This is a genomic window from Flammeovirga agarivorans, from assembly GCF_012641475.1.
GTDB classification, from domain to species: Bacteria; Bacteroidota; Bacteroidia; order Cytophagales; family Flammeovirgaceae; genus Flammeovirga; species Flammeovirga agarivorans.
Window position 1 is genome coordinate 181614 of sequence record NZ_JABAIL010000010.1, and the last position, 18825, is coordinate 200438.

An 18825-nucleotide genomic window follows, 5' to 3' on the forward strand; every position below is an offset into this window, starting at 1 on the left:
TGAAGTAAATTATAATATATGTTCTTCCAAGATTTAAAGATACGTACCAAAATTACAATCATAATGCTACTCGTAGTAACAATTACGGTAGCCATTATATCATTCCTTTCCTATATTCAGACAGAGGATTCTGTTGAACGTAGATACTCGGAAACTTTTGACGTTATCAGTACTCTGAAGTCTGAACAGATTGATCAGAAGTTCAAGTATATCGAACAAAACTTAAAGTATATGGCAAAATCAGCTTTGATTGTATCCAATACTACAAAGTTGAAATACTTGTTCAAGACAAAATCAAGATCATATAAAGACTCAACATACTACGCGATCAAGAGAACACTTGATAATGAACTTTTCCCTAAACAAATTGTAAATGGTTATTCCAATATCATTATTACAGACAACAAGGGTAATGTATTGTATACTTCCTACACTTTTCCTGCATCAGTAATTGTTGGGGATAGAAATAAGAAGTTCGAGAAAATAATCAAACAAGCGAAAACAAAAACATATTTCTCTGAGCCATTTAATACTGAGAAAGGTGTTCATATGTACATTGTTTCTCCAAGAATGAAATCAAGGTATGGAGAACTTGGGCATGTCATTATTCTATATTCACTTCAGAAAAACATCTACCCTATTGTTGAAAATAGGACTGGATTAGGAGACACCGGTGAAATTTTATTATCTAGGATGTCTGAAGGAGCATCTAAAAATGTCACTATTATCTCACCCCTAAAAGGCTCACAAAACCTTCTAACTGAAGTAATTTCAGAAGGAGATCCAAAAAATGTTGCCATACAAAAAGCAGCAAAAGGCGACTCTAAGGATTTTGGTTATGATACAGACTGGAGAGACAAGAAAACAATATCCTACTGGAACTACATTCCAACAACTAAATGGGGTCTCGTTGTAAAAATTGATTACGATGAGATTAAAAGTGGCCTTAATGGCTTAATCTTAACCTTCGTATATACAGCCATCATTATCATTCTTATAGTAATGTTGATTGCTGTCATCTTCTCAAAATTCTTAACTAGTCCTATCATCCGACTAAAGAACCGATTAAATTATATCGCAAAAGGTATCCTGCCACATGAAGTAGCTGACGATATCCAGAACGATGAAATTGGTGAAATGTCGATGGCTGTTCAAGAAGTAGTAAATGGTATGAAGAGAACTGCCAACTTTGCTGAGCAGATTGGTGAAGGGAATTATGACGCCGTATACTCTGCCTTATCAGAAGATGATACACTAGGTAATGCACTTCTTTCAATGAGAGATAGTATCCAAAAAGCGGAGAAAAGAGATCATGAAAGAAACTGGATTATTACGGGTGAAGCTGAGATAGGTCAAATCCTCCGTAACCACAACGATCTAATTGAATTAGGAGACGAAGTCGTAGCATATACAACTGAGAAAATCAACGCCGTACAAGGTGCTTTCTATGTAGTTGAGGGTGCTACAGATGAACTTCCTATAGAAGAACAAAGTATTGAGCTTATCAGTACTTATGCATATAACAAAAAGCGTTTCTTAAAAAAGAAATTCCATTTCACAGAAGGTCTAGTAGGACAAGCTGCTATTGAAATGGAGATGATATTAAGAACAGAGATCCCAAGTAATTACCTTTCAATTACTTCTGGTTTATTAGGTGAAACAAAACCAAAATCAATCCTTATCATGCCATTGATTGCCAATGAAAAGGTATACGGTTTATTAGAGTTCGCCTCATTAGAAGACTTCTCTACTATGACTCTAGAGTTTGTGAAGGAGATTTCACAAATCATTGCCAGAACGATCTTCAACATTAAGATTAACGAAAGAACAGTTCGATTACTGAAGGAGTCTCAACAAATGTCTTCTGAACTTTCTGTCCAACAAGAGATCTTAAGACAGAATGCTGAAGAAATGGAGTCCACACAAGAAGAATTACAACGCACTAATCACAGATTAGAAGAGCAAGTGGAAGAAGTGAAAAATTCTCAAAACAGACTTCAATCATTATTAGAAAACGCCTCTGAGGTGATTACAATTTTTGATAGTAACGCAAAAATCAAATTTGTATCTCCATCATCTAAACGAATTTTAGGGTATAAACCAACTGATTTAATTGACTCATCTTACCTTTCTAACTTACATAAAGAGAGTATTGAACCAGTTAAGAAGTTCATCAATGATTTAGTCGAGTCTGAAGATAAAGCGACATTACAATTAGAGTATCGCTACAAACTTCAAGATGGTAGATATATTTGGCTGGAAGCTACAGGTATTAACCTTAGTCATGTTCCTGCAATCGAAGGTATAGTAATCAACGCACAAGATATTACGGAAAGAAGAAGAGCAGAGACGGAAAGACGTATGAGAACGCAAATGCAGGCACTTTCTGAAAACTCACTTGATCTTATCCAAAGGTTAAACACTGAAGGGCAAATCTTCTACACCAACCCTATTATAGAAGAATTGACAGGTCTATCCGCTGATCTTTTTGTGAATCAGAAACTTGACGACACCTCTCTTCCAAAAACAATAATTGATGAATGGAAGAATTTACTGATTGAGGTATCTTCTACTTCAGAAAAGTCTACGAAAGAAGTCGAATTCCCTACAGCAAGCGGAAATAGATTTATGACCGTAACTGCAATCCCTGAATTCAATGAATCGAATGAGTTTGAAAGTGCTCTGTTTGTTTCACATGATATCACTGAAAGGAAAAAGGTTGAACTTGACATCTTATTAAAGAACAAGAAAATTACAGAGTCTATTAATTATGCCAAACGTATCCAAGGTGCAATCATCCCAGATACTGACCTAATTAAGAGAGACTTAACAGATTGCTTTATCTTCTACAAACCTAGAGATGTTGTTAGTGGCGACTTCCCTTGGTATTTCAAAAAAGGTAAAGACATATATATTGCAGCCGTTGACTGTACAGGTCATGGTGTACCAGGTGCATTAATTTCATTAATTGGTTACTTTATCTTAAACGATATCGTTCAGAACAATGAACACATTACTCCTGGCAATATGCTTGACCTTCTACACCAAGGTGTTACTAAAACTTTAAGACAGGATTCAAACAGTAGTACAAGAGATGGAATGGATATTGCACTAGCAAAAATAGATCTTGAAAGTAAGGTCGTTGAATATGCAGGTGCTCATCGTCCATTGTATGTCTACAAGACTGCTACCGAAGAATTTACCCAAGTTAAAGGTGACAAATTCCCTGTAGGAGGAGAATACAAGACTAGAACTTCATTTACGACACATCAGATTACCTTAGATGAAGGTGACGAGATTTTCATGTTCTCAGATGGATACCCTGATCAATTTGGCGGTGATGAGAACAGAAAATTCGGTGCAAAACGTATTCGTGAGTTAATTATGAATACAGAACATTCATCTATGCAAGAGATTGCCAAAACATTTAGTGAAACATTTATTAACTGGAAAGGCAATGCAAAGCAGACTGATGACGTTATTATGATAGGCATCAGATTCTAAGTTCAGAATTTGTTGTTAGTTATAAAGGTTTGATTATATTTGAAAAACATTTTTTTAACTCTATTTTTTTCCTGGGGTTAAAAGAACATCTCGGTAGTATGACTACTGAATTAAATTGTGTTCGGAAATATGAAATACATCTACGAACTCCATAGGACTATGCTAGACAAAGATCTCATTCTAATTTATGAAGGTGAGATCACCCAAGACATTACTAAATCTGTACTATCCATGGCTGAAAGAAACATGGATTCTTACGGAGAACAATCCAAAATCAAAAGGAAAGTTTTTAATGTTATGGTAGAGTGTCTTCAAAACATAAGCAAGTACGCTGTACCTATGGAAGAAACTTCTGACAAGAAAAACAGTGCTGTTTTTATGATTGGTAAAGAGGATAACTCTTACTTTATCACTTCTGGCAACCCCATTCTTTCTAAAAATGTGAAAGATATTGCTGGCAGATTAGACAGAATTAATGATTTAGACAAAGACGGTCTAAAGAATTTATATAAGGACATTATCAAAAATGGCAAGATTTCCGCAAAAGGTGGAGCAGGTCTTGGATTTATTGATATGGCCAGAAAATCGGGCGAAAAACTTCGCTTTGATTTTGAACCCATCAATGATGAGTTCACATTTTTTTCTCTTAAAACGACAATTCCAAGGAAACTAAAATAACTTTTTTACATGAAAATCCTTAATCTAGCCGGAACGGAGGATACACCGAAAGTCATCTTAGATAAAGAAAATGAACTATTCGAAATCTCGGGTAGATCACTTCCTGAAGATTCAGCAGAATTTTTTGCCCCAATTCTTAATTGGATTGAAGAATACGCTGATGACAAAAATGATGAGACAAGATTTCTTTTTAAACTTGAATACTTCAACACTGCTTCTTCTAAATTAATCTTAGATGTATTATCTAAACTTGAAGAAATTGAAGGTGTAACAGTTGTATGGTACTATCATGAAGATGATGAGGACATGCAGGAAGCTGGAGAAGAATTTGAAGAATTAGTTGAATTAGAATTTGAATTCGAAACTTACTAATTCATGGTTTATCACCACCACAAGCACTTGATTTAGAGAAAATAAATCAAGTGTTTTTCATTTACATGCAGAAATAATCATTGCTACACAATATTTTATTATTTAAATGCATTAAATAAATGTATACTTTTTGCTAGATATAGGTTTATTTAGAAGAATTGAATTTCCGTACTATTTGACGGTCATCTATGAGTGAAGAAATATTAAAAGCACTGACGCAACTATTTGCCATAATTTCTACACAAGACGAAGGGCTAACAGAAACTGAAAGAAACTTTGTAATTAAATTTCTTAAACAGGAACTTGAAAAGCGCTCAGTAGAAGAATATATCCAACTTTACGATCAATTAGTAAAGGATGAAGAAGAACGTATTGCGAAACGTAAGGCTAAAGCTGCTAAGAAAAGAGCTGCCAAAGGAGAAGTAGAACAAGCAGATACCCCACTTGCTGACGCTGTTTCTGTCCGTAACTCAGTACGTACACTTTCTATTTGTAGAAAAATCAACAAAACGCTAGACCAAAAGCAGAAAACCATTGTGATGGTAAAACTGCTAGAAGTTGTAGCATCAGATAAATCATATACACCTCAGCGTATGGATATTATCCATACAGTTGCTGATGTATTTAATATCCCATCAAACGAATACAAATTATTAGAGCGTTTCATTATTGAACAGCATTCTTCTAAAATTGATAATGAAGACATTCTAATATTTGATGATGAAATGCCTCCAGAAGGATCAAAAATCAAATTTATTGATTCAGGTCTATTAGACGGAGAAATCATTTTCATCAGAATGAAAAGTGTTTCATTGTATTTCACTAAATACACTGGAAACGAAATGGTTTATCTTAACGGTCAACCAGTTCAAGCACATAATGTCTATTTATTTAGCCCTGGTAGTATTTTCAAAACACCGAAAGGTGCACCACTTTACTACTCAGATTTAGTAAATAAATACAACTCTGATGAAATTGGCGGAAACATTTCATTTGTTGTTGAAGACCTTGAATTTAAATTCCCTAATGGTCAATTAGGCTTAAGAGATATCAATTTCGGTGAAAATACTGGTCAATTAATTGGTATTATGGGTGCTTCAGGTGCAGGTAAAACTACTTTACTAAATGTACTTGCAGGTTTAGAAAAGCCATCTCAAGGTGAAGTAAGAATTAATGGATATAATATCCATACAGAAAAAGATAAAATAGAAGGTGTTATTGGTTATATCGCTCAAGATGACCTTCTTATCGAAGAGCTTACCGTTTTCCAAAACTTATACTACAATGCAAAGCTCTGTTTTAAAGATATGAACGAAGAAGAACTTACTTCAAAAGTAAATGAAGTTCTTCAAAGTTTAGGTCTTGACAGAATTGCAAACCTAGTTGTTGGTAATGTTCTTAATAAAAAGATTTCTGGTGGTCAACGTAAACGTCTAAACATTGCTTTAGAATTAATTCGTGAACCAGCAGTAATGTTTGTTGATGAACCAACATCAGGTTTATCATCAAGAGATTCAGAAAACGTAATTGACCTTTTAAAAGAACTTTCATTAAAAGGTAAATTAATTTTCGTTGTAATTCACCAGCCTTCTTCAGATATCTATAAGATGTTTGATAAAATGTGGTTACTAGACACTGGTGGATATCCTGTCTTCTATGGCAACCCTATTGAAGCGATTACACACTTTAAAGGTGCAGCTGGACAAGTAGACAGTGATCAAGGACAATGTAATACCTGTGGTAACGTCAACCCAGAACAACTTTTCAATATAATTGAAGCTCAAGTTGTGGATGAATACGGTGAATTTACCAATAAGCGTAAAGCTACACCAGAAGACTGGCACAGAGTATATAAAGATACTTTCACTAAACCTGAAGTTGAAGAAGTACATGTAGATCCGCCGAAAACATTGAATATTCCTTCGATGTTTAAACAAACGGTCATCTTTACAATACGTGACTTCTTAGCTAAATTCAGTAATAAGCAATATTTATCCATCAACCTTTTAGAAGCTCCTTTCTTGGCCCTTCTACTTTCATGGGTAATTTATTACATCAAAGATGGTGATGGTGAATATGTTTTCAGACACAATGAGAATGTACCTCCATATATCCTAATTGCTATTTTAGTAGCATTATTTATGGGTATGACGGTGAGTGCTGAGGAAATCATAAAAGATAGAAAGATCAAGAAAAGGGAATCCTTCCTAAACTTGAGTCGAAGTAGTTACCTCTACTCAAAACTTTTAATTCTATTTGGCTTCTCTGCAGTACAGACATTAACATTTGTATTTATAGGTAATACAATTCTTGAAATACATGATATGACATGGCAGTATTGGTTAGTTCTATTTACTGTTTCTTGTCATGCTAACTTGATAGGATTAAATATTTCATCAGCATTTAATTCTGCAATTACTGTATATATTTTGATTCCGATTCTATTAATTCCTCAAATGATTTTGAGTGGATTGATCTTTGACTTTTCAAAATTAAACAACACTATTAGTCAACATGGTAAAACACCACTAATCGCTGATATTATGGCCTCGCGTTGGGCATATGAAGGATTATCGGTAGAGCAATTCAAAAATAACAAGTTTGAAAAGCCATTCTTTGACATTGATATGGTGTTAAGCCAAAGTAATTACAAGAGTGCATATTGGGAACCAAGAATGGAAGAGATTTTATTCAGTGCCCAAATGAACAGTAAAAATACTAATGATAGTACAGGTTTAATTTTAGCGAATGACATCCTTACACTTCAAAATGAGATCAATTCTGACGAATACTTCTCTACTCATGAAGACAAAAAGAATGAAGCTTTAGCTTTCCTAAGTGATGGAAAGGTTTCTTCTCAAGAAGGAAATCAGTTAAGAAAAATCTTATACGAATCTTCTATATTCTACAACGACAAGTTGATCAAGGCAGAAGAAGAAAGAGATAAAAGAATCTATGCTATGAAAAAAGAAGTTGGAGACAGCTTCAACTTATCAGAAGCAAGAGATTTATACTATAATGACCAACTTGAAATCTTTGTAAAAAATAAAAATGTATTAAATAGAACTGTAGTCGACCATAACAGAATCATTCAATTAATAGACCCTATTTTCTATGTAAAAGAAAATACTTCCGGTCCATTAGACTACAGAACTCATTTATTTGCTCCAAAGAAGAAAGTATTTGGCACATATATTGACACGTTTACATTTAATGTGTTGATGATTTGGATGATGTCGGTTTTACTATATTTTTCACTTTATTTTGAATGGTTAAAGAAAATCATCGAAGGAACGGAATCAATTGTCAGTAAAATCTTCTCCAAAGAACAATAAAATATATTTTCAACATCGTAATAAAAGCGATCAAAACTATCTTTGAAAACCAAAGTAAGATGAAGACCAAATATCTGAATACATTGGCGGCGTCAGTTTTGCTAGCATCATCTGCAGCAGTGGCAAGTGATTTACCAAAAAATAATGATCCTGCAACTCATACAGTTACCATAGCCCCGGATAAAGTTACTCAAGAAGTATTACCAGTTAGTGAAGTTTTGGAATCGATTCCTTCACCGTTGGAGATATCAGTACTTATTAAGGAAAGTGGTACAATCTATAATAAAGCAGATTTAAATGCTCCTGAAGCTGTATCGCGCTATAATACAACCTTCCAAAAAGCCATTAACTTAGGTATTTACGGAACAGACTTAGGGTTCGCAAATATTTATGGCAAAAATCAAGATGCCATTTCATACCTAAATTCAGTGAAAGATTTAGCTGATGGTTTAGGAATTGGTGCATTCTTTGATTATGAAACAATAAAAGAATTAGCTGAAAGTTCAAATCGTTTGGATGAATTGATTCAACAGACTACATTGAACTTTGAGAAAATTAATAACAACCTTAGAGAAAGAAAACGTGAAAATGTTTCCGTTTTAATTCTTACAGGGGGTTGGATTGAAGCTGTATACCTAACTACTGTAATCAACCAAAGAGAACCTAACGATTTATTGAAAGATAAAATTGGTGATCAAAAAGTTGTATTAGACCAGCTATTGTTAGTATTGGATATCTATAAGTCTTCTCCAGGTTTTGAAGATCTTATTAATGACTTAACTGCTTTACAAGAGATCTATGATCAAATTGAAGTAGAAGTTATTGTAGGTGAACCTACTATGGAAGAGATTGATGGTGTTCTAGTGGTAACTGACGGTACTCGTAGTGTTGTTCATGTTACTGACAGTGATATCCAGAAAATTACAAGTTTATTAAAATCAATCAGAAACAAGGTTATTAGATAATAGCTCATTTTTCTAAGGACTTAAATCTCAGAACGATGAAAAAAATATTCTTAGCATTCACAATTATATTCGCTCTTTTCGCTATCAATGAAGAAGCATCTGCTCAATGTAACGCTGAACTTTATGTTACAAAAAGTATGAAGGAGCTGAATCCAGGTTTTCAATTCTCTAAAAGTTATAGAATTGACGGACGTAATGGTACAAGACGTAAAATTGAGTACACTTGCGTATTAGCAAAAGACACTAGCTACCAAATTACTATCTCTGGTAAAGATGGTGGTGCTCAAGGTCTAATCAGTACTCTATATAATGCAAAGAGACGTAAAATCATCTCTAGCTTTTATAACAATAGATTCTTAAATACTTGGACGTACAAGTGTACTTCTACTGGTATTTACTATTTGAGCTTTACTTTTAAAGATTCAAAAAGCTATTGTGGAGCAGCCGTTTTAGGCTTCAAGAGATAACAAATTATATTTCTTATTAAAAAAAGGACAGTTGTTTCACACTTCTGTCCTTTTTTTATTCTCCCCTCCAAAAAAAACAATAGTTTTGTAAATCAGGAACACTACTCCTGAATAAAATTATTTGCAACAATACTAATGTGCGCGGTTTAAAATGGACTTACTATCACTTAGAAATCAAATAGACGCGATAGATAATCAATTATTAAGATTACTCAACGAACGTATGAACGTTGTTAAAAATGTTGGTGAACTTAAAAAACATGAGAAATCAGTTATTTATCGTCCAGAAAGGGAAAAATCAATTATTGATAGACTTACTGTATTATCACAAGATGATAAGGGTACGCTAAATCATTCTGCAATTGAAGCCATCTTTTTGGAAATATTTGCTGTAAGTCGTAACCTAGAATTACCTGAAAAAGTAGCTTTTCTTGGTCCTGAGGGAAGTTATACTCACCAAGCTGCCGAAAACAGGTTTGGTGCGATGAGTGAATATATTCCATTAAAAACAATCAAATCAGTATTCGATAATGTAGAAACTGAAAGGGTTCGTTTTGGAGTTGTTCCAATCGAAAACAATCAAGAAGGTACTGTAGCAGAAACAATTGATCAATTGTGCTATAGAGATGTAAAAATTGTTGCTGAACTTCCTCTGTCTATTAGCTTCAGTTTAGCATCAAACCATGATGATCTAACAAAAATTAAAAAGATTTATTCTAAAGATATTGCGTTTAGACAATGTCGTAATTTCATTGAAGATTACTTTGATGAGGACATTCGTTTAATCCAAGTTTCATCAACATCACGAGCAGCAGAAATGGCTGCAAATGAAGAGGGTGCTGCTGCTATTTGTTCTCATATTGCTGCAAAATTGTTCCAATTACCTATCCGTTACAATAATATTGAAGATAGCCAAGACAATACTACAAGGTTCTTGATTATTGCAAAAGACTTCATTAACCAAACAAGCGGTAAAGATAAAACTTCCATTTTAGCGAAAATTGGTAATCATCCTGGTGATTTGGCAAACTTCTTGGAAGAATTTAGACAAAGGGACATTAACCTCACTAAAATTGAAAGTAGACCAGCAAAAATGAAAGATATTTTCAATTACTGGTTTGTAATCGATTTTGACGGACATTACAAAGATGACAAAGTACAAGATGTTATGCGTGTTTATAAAGACACAATTACTTTCCTTGGAAGCTATGTAAAAATGGTTTGATAAAATAACTTTCAATTTTGGTCGTTCAATAATTAGATAACACTATTCGACCTATATATAAAAGGAATGAAGCAATTTTTTTTCACAGCACTTTTATGTGTGATTAATCTTTTCGTTTACGCAGACAACTCACCTGCAAAAGTTTTATCCACTTTTAATAAGAAATTAGGAGGTGGTAAATATGACATTGGCAAATCAATTGTCAAAGCACATGATGGTGGGTATGTCATTGCAGGAAGATCTGTTGGCACCAGCGGAAACATGGACATGAGTCTATGGAAAGTTGACGAAAGTGGTAATGTGAAGTGGAATTTCAAATTTGGGGACACCGAAACTGAAGAAGTTTATCAAATCATTGCAACAAAAGATGGAGGTTATATAACCGTAGGAAGTTCTGATTCTTATGGTCTAAGTAGAGATATTAAAGATACTTGGGTTGTAAAAGTAAATGCACAAGGCAAGCAACTTTGGATGCAAAACTATGGTGACGAACTTTCTATTGAGGAAGGCACTTGTATCTCTCAGACAGCTGATGGTGGTTTTCTAATTGGTGGTGGTATTATCCATCTAGACAAAGAAGACCCTTCAGAAATGGGTTTCCTTTTTAAAATTGATGAAAAGGGGACTGTTCTTTGGAGAAAAGATTATGGTGGAGCAAAAAATGATAAAATTATCGATTTAATTGTTAACGAAGATAGCTATATCGTTGTAGGTAACACTGAATCATTAGGAAAAGGAAAATGGGATATCTGGATGTTCAAAACAGACCTAAATGGAAATAAACTTTGGGAAAGAACATACGGAGGCGGTGATACTGAAAAAGTAAATAAATTCGTTAAAACCAACGATGGAGGTTACTGTATTGCTGGATACTCATATACATTTGCTGAAGCTAGTTTAGATGCATGGATTGTTAGGACTGATGCTGATGGTCAACAATTATGGCATAAATCTTTTGGCGGACTTAGTTATGATGAAGCTTGTGGAATCACTAAAACAAAGGATGGTGGATATGCTGTTGTAGGTTACACAGAAGTATATGTTCCTGATGAATATGGTGATAACACTAGTATCGAAGGATTTAATATGTTACTTGTCAAAATCAATGATAAGGGACAAAAACAATGGGAGAAATCTATTGGTGGAACAAAAGAACAAAGAGGCCAAGCTGTACTAGAGACAGAAAATGGTGATTTCCTAATTGTTGGTTCTATTCAGACTAGTGAACAAAATAACTTTGGTATATTGTTAGTCAGAACAAATTCACAAGGTTCAATCTAACCTAAAATTAAATTTCAACTGAACTACACAAAATATTATATAGCCTATTTACTAATTATCGTACTTTCTATATCAGTTAAGTCTTACGCTCAACAAGGCCTAACAGATATAGAAAGCGGTGATTTAGCCTTCCAAAAAGGGAATTACCTTGAAGCACTTAATTATTATCAAAAAGCAGAACTTAAAGACATTGACGCTTGCGATATTAAATATAAGGTAGCCCTATGCTATTTACATTCTCCTTTTAAAGTTAAAGAAGCTTTACCCTACCTTAAATTTGTCATCAAACATGAATGCACTGAAGTTGGCAATGATGCACTTTATCACTATGCATCACTTTTACAACTGAAAGGAAAGTTTATTGAAGCAATCAATTATTACAATGAATATCTAGAATACACAGAAGGAACATCTAGAAGTTTTAGTAATGTCAATCTTAAAATTCGTCAATGTGAAAATGGGATTAAACTAGGTAGTCATTCCAAAACATCAACAGAGACTACAGCCATTTTAGAAATTCCTATTAATACTTCATATGACGAGTATGCTCCAATAATTTCTAAGTTAGATAACTTCCTTGTCTTCAGCTCTCAACGACAAATCAATAGCTTTAATTATGTCTATGGGGATCAATATGCTTTCTTACCTGAAAACTTAAAAAGCAACGAAAAAGATGTATACCTTTCTTATAGAAAAGGTGTACAATTCTCACACCCCTACCCGCAATTTGATGGTGAATACAAAGAAATATATCCTCTTTATGTACAAGATGGATCATATATGCTTTTGTATATAGAATATCCAAATGATGAAAGTGGCAAAGGAAATATTTATGAAACTAAAGTCAAAAAAGGGCGCTGGCAAAAACCTAAGAAATTAAATAGCAAAATAAATTCCTCATACGAAGAAAAAGGAGCATTTATAGCTAATAATGGAACGACCATCTATTTTGCATCCAACAGACCTGGTGGATATGGTGGTTTTGATATTTACAAAGCTATTCGAGTTGGAAAAGACGATTGGTCAAAACCTATTAATTTAGGTTCAACAATTAATAGTGAAAATGATGAAATCTTCCCATTCTTACATAACGATAATAAGACCCTGTATTACAGTACAAATGGAGAACTTTCCATGGGTGGTTATGATATTGTCGTTTCTTTAAAAGAAGGAGCTTCATGGGTAACTCCTACTAATTTAGGCACCGACGTTAATAGCCCATTCAATGAATATCAATTTTCGCAGATACCAAGTAAGCGTTATTCATATTTTACATCAGATCGCCAAGATGCACACTCTGTAGGCGGAAAAGATATTTACACTGTGTTCAAACCTGTTCATAAAATGAAAAGAGCCATTGTTACTGGTAATTTCAAAGTAATGAAAAATGATGTCAGTGTTCCTATTTCTTTAGTCGTAAAAGACAATTCCAATACTACTTACAAGAAATACGTTTATGATCCATCTCCTGAACAAGGTAAGTTCTTTATGATACTTCCTCCAGGAAAAAACTATACCATTACAATAGTTTATGATGATGTAGAATTATACAATGTAACCATAGATCTTCCAAAAGATACTTACAGATATCAACTAGACAAAGAACTCACTTTAGAAGATATCTCAGTATTTAATAAAGTAGTTGGCTTTGACATTGTCCCTTCAGAAACTCACTTTGAAATCACCACTTTTGATGATCTTAAAGAGAAAAAGGAAGAAGAAGCAACAGATGCTCGTTATGATGCATTATTGATGCTTATGGAAATGATTGTAGACCGAACTGATAAAGAAGGATTGGCATCATTAAACGCACTTGATGACCCTACTTTTGATGCTATAGCATTGGACAATAGTTCTTCTTCGAATAGTCCCGACCCCTATTACACACCTTTATTAGATCTTATTGAGAAAGCATTTAATGAGGCAAATCCTGATCTTCTAACATCTTTAGATAGTGTTAGAGGTGATATAGGTGATAAAATCGTAAAACTACCTTCTGATTATCTAAATGATGATATTATGGTAGAAGAACGATACTATTTCCCCGAAGAAGAATTTGATATTTCAACAGAAAATAAATCTAGCTTAAATGAATTGGTCTCTTTCTTAAAATCACGAGATAATGTAATGTTAGACATTGTGTGGTTTAGCAAAGAAGAAGAACAAAGTATCAGTAGTATCGATCAGATAAATGAAATGAGGATGAATTCTATTCTAAATTATTTATCTGCTAAAGGTATAGCTAGGTGGCAATATAAAATCAAAAAAGAAAAATATAAGACATCGGCTGATAATTCATGTATCATGCTTTCAGTAAGAATAAAATAGCATTGAACTCACAAAAACAGAACATATCGCCCCTTATTAAAGCCATTATTATTGGTTGTTGTCTGTTCTTTCTTAACCCCATCAAATCCAATGCTCAGTTTGATGAATACGAAAGAAAAGCTGCAATGATCAATACATTTGCAAAATTTGTCAATTGGCCATCACAAGCCTTTAAAGAAAATAATAAACTTGTTTTAGGTATTTTAGGTGATGACCCATTTGGTGAAGTTATTGATAACATGTTTAGAAATAGATATGTAAATGGCAGAGCATGGGAAATTAGACGAGGGCAAAGTATTAAAGACCTAAAAGGGTCACATATTGTATTTATGACTCAAGGTTATTCCAATGATGAAGTAAAATCGTTATTGGGTGAAATCTATGAAAAGAACAACTCCTTTGTGTTGACCATTGGTGATAATATTCCTAACTTCTGTAAAAATGGAGGTATTATCAACCTGACTCCAAATGGGTTGTATACATTAAATATTGTGTCTGCAAATAAAGCACAATTAACCATTGATGTAAAACTTCTTAACCTTGCTAGTGATATAATACCATATGACCCAGATTAAAACCATATTTCAGCAGTCATTACGAGTTAAACTGATAAGTATTATCCTATTAGTAAGTTTATTAGCTTCTTCCCTATCAACAATACTTTTCTGTGCTTACGACTTCCAACAATATAAAGAAAAGTTCATCAATGATACAAAACGGCTAGCCAAACTTATTGGTGACAATAATGATGCTTCAGTAGAATTACAGCAGGTAAATGCTGCTCAGAATAACCTTACTGAACTTCTGTTCAACAATTCTCATATTCTAACTGGGGTAATTTTTGATAAAGAGCAACGTCTCTTCGCTTATTATAATCAAAGTGCTGTAAAAATAGCTCAAACTGATTCAATCGAATCCATAAGGTCTATTTTATTAGATAAAGATTGGCAATTATCACATGCCGACTTTATCCCATCATATACTCAAAATGAAACTAACTTCTCTCTAATTGACAATCACTTAGATATTTATGTCAGTACTTTTGATGAAAACGGAAGAATCAACACCGTATTTCTACGTTCTGATTTAGAAACTATACATGAAAGAATTACAACCTACATCATCATGTTTATTGTCATTGTAGGGTTAGTTGTATTTCTGGTATCCTTCTTATCTCTCCCTTTTCAAAGATCAATTTCAAAGCCTATTTTGGAATTAGAGAAAAAGGCGAATATCATTTCCAAGAAAAAAGATTTTTCAATACGAATAGAAGAGAAAAGACAGGATGAAATTGGTCTATTAATCAATGCATTCAATGAGATGCTTTCAAAGATTGAAGCACAAAATGAATCGTTGATTTCGGCAAAAGATGTCGCAGAAACTTCAGCAAGAGCAAAACAAGAATTCTTAGCCAATATGTCTCATGAAATCAGAACACCTATTAATGGTGTAATGGGGATGGCTGATTTATTACAAGACACTCCATTAAGTTCTGATCAAAGTCAATTATTAAAAGTATTAAAAGGCTCAGCGGATCACCTTCTAGTTGTCATTAATGACATTCTGGATATTTCTAAAATTGAATCTGGTAAACTAACATTAGAGTACAAAAAGATTGATTTATTTGAGCTAATGGATAATATTCTTGCCTCACATAAACCTCAAACAGATCAAAAAGGACTCAATAGTATATTAGATATTTCTCAAAAAGTACCACAGTATGTGATTGGTGATCCTGTACGTTTGAAGCAAATTCTCATCAATTTATACTCCAATGCTATAAAGTTTACTTTTGAGGGGAGTATTATTATAACAGTCCGATGTTTAGAAGAAATTGATGGACAAATCAAATTACAATTCTCTGTAAAAGATTCTGGAATCGGTATTGAACAAAGTAAAATAGATCAAATTTTTGATAGTTTTACTCAAGCTTCCAACGCAACAACACGAAAATTTGGAGGAACAGGTTTAGGATTAAGTATCTCAAAACAATTAGTTGAGATTCAAGGTGGTACAATGCAAGTAGAAAGTAAGCCTAATTTTGGTAGTACTTTCTATTTTGATATTACATTCAAAAAATATATTGAACAAGAAACACAAAAGACAGTAGTTCCTTCACCAAAAGTGATTGATGAAACTCCAATTTTATCTAACAGAACAAAAAAGATACTTTTAGTGGAAGATAACGAGGTAAACCAGATGTTGGTTTTACGACTTCTAAAAAAATGGGGATATGCCACTGAAGTAGCAGATAATGGTCTAATTGCTTTAGATAAATTAAAAGCTGATACTTTTGACCTGATATTAATGGATGTTCATATGCCTGAGATGGATGGATATTCGGCAACAAAAAAAATAAGAGAAGAGTTTGAAGATCCAGTATCTTCCATTCCAATTATAGCAATGACCGCCTCTGCTTTAAAAGGTGAATTTGAAAGGTGTAAAGAAGCAGGCATGGATGATTATATCTCAAAACCATTCAAAAAAGATATTCTAGAAGAAAAAGTTAGAACTCACACAAATAAAAATTAATAGCAAAGCCGAAATAAGCGAATAATTATTCACTTATTTCGGCTTTTTGGCTTATTTTTCAATAAAATATTTCACTCCTAGTTCGTAACCTTTAAGACCTAAACCAGCAATTGTACCTACACAATTTTTGGCCATATAACTATGGTGTCTAAAAGCTTCTCTTGCATGAACATTTGAAATATGCACTTCAATCACAGGGGTTTCTACACCTGCAATCGCATCTGCTATTGCTACTGACGTATGTGTGTAAGCACCTGCATTAAAGACAATTCCATCATACGAAAAGCCTACTTCATGAATATAATCTACTAAAGACCCTTCGTGGTTAGACTGTCGGTATTCTAGCTCTACATTAGGAAAAATCTCCTTTAATTGCTCAAAATATTCTTCAAAAGAAGTATTGCCGTAGATAGTTGGTTCTCTCTTACCTAAAAGGTTAAGGTTTGGTCCGTTTAGTATTAAAATCTTCATTTTGACAAATTATTAATTAAATTAGAGAATCGATGTAAAAACACATTGATAGACTCTAAACTATATTTTATACCTTATATATAATAATCTAAAATTATGTTTATCCCAAGTATGCTACTCAAGCAGCTTTATACTAGAGGTAGCTTAAACAACACTGACACTGGAATTTCATTTTCTTTAAAAAATAGACTTAAAGATGCCGAAATTAAAGAAATTCTCCACATAAAGATAGATGGCAAAGAAGTAAATATCGACCAAGTCTTTATGAACACTTCTGAAGAAGAAAATATCCCTGCCACATCTATTAATAAAGATAATCGTATTGATTTTCCACTGCGTAAGGTAATAAATATTGAAGTAAAAGGACATGATTCATTGGCTATAGAAAGACATGAATTGGAAATTTCTGTAAAGGCATCTCCTTTTGGAAATTTGAAGTTCTCTGTCAATGATTCTATTCCTGACCCAAAAAATCAAGATGTAAGAGTTCCTAGAGATGAAATGGATGATTTTGGTGAGAATATTATCAAAAAACGTCAAGAATTTGTCTCTGAATTTACAGGAAAACCAATAGATCATATTGGCAAGTACTCAATCGATCCACATGAACTAAGTGGCAATATAGAGCACTTCACTGGTGTTGCACAGATACCAATGGGATTTGCAGGTCCTATAAAAGTAAACGGTGAACATGCAATTGGTGAGTTTATGATACCAATGGCCACAACCGAAGGTACTCTAGTTGCATCATACAATAGAGGAATGAAAGTCGCCAATATGTGTGGTGGTATTAAAGTATCCGTTGTTGACGACGCCATGCAAAGGGCTCCAGTGTTTGAATTCGAAGATGCTAGAGGAGCTAGAGATTTTGTGCAATGGGTAAAACTAAATTTTGATACAATCAAAACAGAGGCGGAGACAACTTCTTCAATAGCTGACCTCGTATATATTGACCATTTCTTATCAAATAAGTTTGCCTTTTTACGCTTCAACTTTAAAACTGGTGATGCAGCAGGGCAAAATATGGTAGGTAGAGCTACATTCGCTGCCTGTAGTTGGATATTGGATCAGTATTCTGGAATTAAAAACTTCTTCCTTGAATCTAATTTTGCCACTGATAAAAAAGCTTCTCAGATTAATATCATGAGAACTCGTGGTAAACGAGTAACGGCTGAAGTGACCCTAAAAAAAGAGGTATTACAACAATATATGAGAGTTGACCCTGAACAGCTAGATCACCACTCTAGAATTGCTGCTATTGGCTCTTTCCTTTCTGGAGTCAACAATACAGGTTTACACTCTCCAAATGGCATTACAGCCATGTTTATAGCCACTGGTCAAGATGTTGCCAATGTATCTGAATCCTCAGCAGGAATTATATACACAGAATTAACATCAAATGGAGATTTATATATTTCTATTACTATACCTTCATTAATTATTGCCACATATGGTGGTGGTACTGGTATTGGTACACAGAAAGAATCCCTTGAATTATTAGATTGCTATGGTAAAGGCAAAGCTCATAAATTTGCTGAAATTGTGGCTGCTGTTGTTTTAGCTGGAGAAATCTCGCTTGCGTCTGCTATCTCATCTTCTGATTGGGTAAGCAGTCATGAACAGTACGGAAGAAACCGATAATATTCTACATCGAACAGTCATATTTT

At 33.7% G+C, this 18825-nt stretch carries 13 protein-coding genes; 12 read left to right on the forward strand and 1 reads right to left on the reverse strand.

Annotated elements, in window-relative coordinates; genetic code table 11:
- Positions 1-63 precede the first annotated feature (63 nt).
- From HGP29_RS23780 to HGP29_RS23830, 11 genes are all read left to right on the forward strand, one after another.
- Positions 64-3504 carry a PAS domain S-box protein gene (locus HGP29_RS23780; protein ID WP_235958340.1) on the forward strand — a complete coding sequence of 1147 codons (3441 nt, stop codon included), beginning with the start codon at positions 64-66 and terminating at the stop codon, positions 3502-3504.
- A 129-nt stretch (positions 3505-3633) separates the two neighbouring features.
- The gene (locus tag HGP29_RS23785) at positions 3634-4182 is read left to right on the forward strand and encodes a SiaB family protein kinase (protein ID WP_168884958.1); all 549 of its coding nucleotides are present in this window, start codon (positions 3634-3636) and stop codon (positions 4180-4182) included.
- A 9-nt stretch (positions 4183-4191) separates the two neighbouring features.
- Positions 4192-4554: a DUF1987 domain-containing protein gene (locus HGP29_RS23790; RefSeq protein WP_168884959.1), complete on the forward strand. Its 363-nt coding sequence runs from the start codon at positions 4192-4194 to the stop codon at positions 4552-4554.
- Between the two features lie 188 nt (positions 4555-4742).
- Positions 4743-7889 carry an ATP-binding cassette domain-containing protein gene (locus HGP29_RS23795; RefSeq protein ID WP_168884960.1) on the forward strand — a complete coding sequence of 1049 codons (3147 nt, stop codon included), beginning with the start codon at positions 4743-4745 and terminating at the stop codon, positions 7887-7889.
- 59 nt (positions 7890-7948) lie between these two features.
- Entirely contained in the window at positions 7949-8854 is a 906-nt protein-coding gene (locus HGP29_RS23800; protein WP_168884961.1) for a hypothetical protein, read from the forward strand.
- 35 nt (positions 8855-8889) lie between these two features.
- The gene (locus HGP29_RS23805) at positions 8890-9321 is read left to right on the forward strand and encodes a hypothetical protein (RefSeq protein ID WP_168884962.1); all 432 of its coding nucleotides are present in this window, start codon (positions 8890-8892) and stop codon (positions 9319-9321) included.
- A 151-nt stretch (positions 9322-9472) separates the two neighbouring features.
- A complete protein-coding gene (gene pheA / locus HGP29_RS23810) occupies positions 9473-10546 on the forward strand; it encodes a prephenate dehydratase (RefSeq protein ID WP_168884963.1) in 1074 nt (357 codons plus the stop codon).
- Between the two features lie 66 nt (positions 10547-10612).
- Positions 10613-11827: a hypothetical protein gene (locus HGP29_RS23815; RefSeq protein WP_168884964.1), complete on the forward strand. Its 1215-nt coding sequence runs from the start codon at positions 10613-10615 to the stop codon at positions 11825-11827.
- A gap of 780 nt (positions 11828-12607) precedes the next feature.
- Positions 12608-14155, forward strand: a complete 1548-nt coding sequence (locus tag HGP29_RS23820; RefSeq protein ID WP_168884965.1) for a PD40 domain-containing protein — start codon at positions 12608-12610, stop codon at positions 14153-14155.
- A gap of 2 nt (positions 14156-14157) precedes the next feature.
- Positions 14158-14730 carry a YfiR family protein gene (locus tag HGP29_RS23825; protein ID WP_168884966.1) on the forward strand — a complete coding sequence of 191 codons (573 nt, stop codon included), beginning with the start codon at positions 14158-14160 and terminating at the stop codon, positions 14728-14730.
- Positions 14717-16687: a HAMP domain-containing hybrid sensor histidine kinase/response regulator gene (locus HGP29_RS23830; protein ID WP_168884967.1), complete on the forward strand. Its 1971-nt coding sequence runs from the start codon at positions 14717-14719 to the stop codon at positions 16685-16687. The genes HGP29_RS23825 and HGP29_RS23830 overlap by 14 nt, the downstream gene beginning before the upstream one ends.
- A 51-nt stretch (positions 16688-16738) precedes the next feature.
- Here HGP29_RS23830 and aroQ read toward each other — a convergent pair whose 3' ends face one another.
- Positions 16739-17158, reverse strand: a complete 420-nt coding sequence (gene aroQ / locus HGP29_RS23835) for a type II 3-dehydroquinate dehydratase (protein WP_168884968.1) — start codon at positions 17156-17158, stop codon at positions 16739-16741.
- Between the two features lie 111 nt (positions 17159-17269).
- Between aroQ and HGP29_RS23840 the strand changes: the two genes are divergently transcribed.
- Positions 17270-18799, forward strand: coding sequence for a hydroxymethylglutaryl-CoA reductase (locus tag HGP29_RS23840; RefSeq protein ID WP_235958341.1), 1530 nt, complete (start codon positions 17270-17272; stop codon positions 18797-18799).
- The last annotated feature ends 26 nt before the right edge of the window (positions 18800-18825 follow it).

Bases quoted from the DNA above. Each gene is read 5' to 3' on its own strand.
- HGP29_RS23780 (WP_235958340.1), top strand. From the start codon at position 64: ATGCTACTCGTAGTAACAATTACGGTAGCCATTATATCATTCCTTTCC.
- HGP29_RS23785 (WP_168884958.1), top strand. From the start codon at position 3,634: ATGAAATACATCTACGAACTCCATAGGACTATGCTAGACAAAGATCTC.
- HGP29_RS23790 (WP_168884959.1), top strand. From the start codon at position 4,192: ATGAAAATCCTTAATCTAGCCGGAACGGAGGATACACCGAAAGTCATC.
- HGP29_RS23795 (WP_168884960.1), top strand. From the start codon at position 4,743: ATGAGTGAAGAAATATTAAAAGCACTGACGCAACTATTTGCCATAATT.
- HGP29_RS23800 (WP_168884961.1), top strand. From the start codon at position 7,949: ATGAAGACCAAATATCTGAATACATTGGCGGCGTCAGTTTTGCTAGCA.
- HGP29_RS23805 (WP_168884962.1), top strand. From the start codon at position 8,890: ATGAAAAAAATATTCTTAGCATTCACAATTATATTCGCTCTTTTCGCT.
- pheA (WP_168884963.1), top strand. From the start codon at position 9,473: ATGGACTTACTATCACTTAGAAATCAAATAGACGCGATAGATAATCAA.
- HGP29_RS23815 (WP_168884964.1), top strand. From the start codon at position 10,613: ATGAAGCAATTTTTTTTCACAGCACTTTTATGTGTGATTAATCTTTTC.
- HGP29_RS23820 (WP_168884965.1), top strand. From the start codon at position 12,608: ATGCTTTTGTATATAGAATATCCAAATGATGAAAGTGGCAAAGGAAAT.
- HGP29_RS23830 (WP_168884967.1), top strand. From the start codon at position 14,717: ATGACCCAGATTAAAACCATATTTCAGCAGTCATTACGAGTTAAACTG.
- aroQ (WP_168884968.1), bottom strand. From the start codon at position 17,158: ATGAAGATTTTAATACTAAACGGACCAAACCTTAACCTTTTAGGTAAG.
- HGP29_RS23840 (WP_235958341.1), top strand. From the start codon at position 17,270: ATGCTACTCAAGCAGCTTTATACTAGAGGTAGCTTAAACAACACTGAC.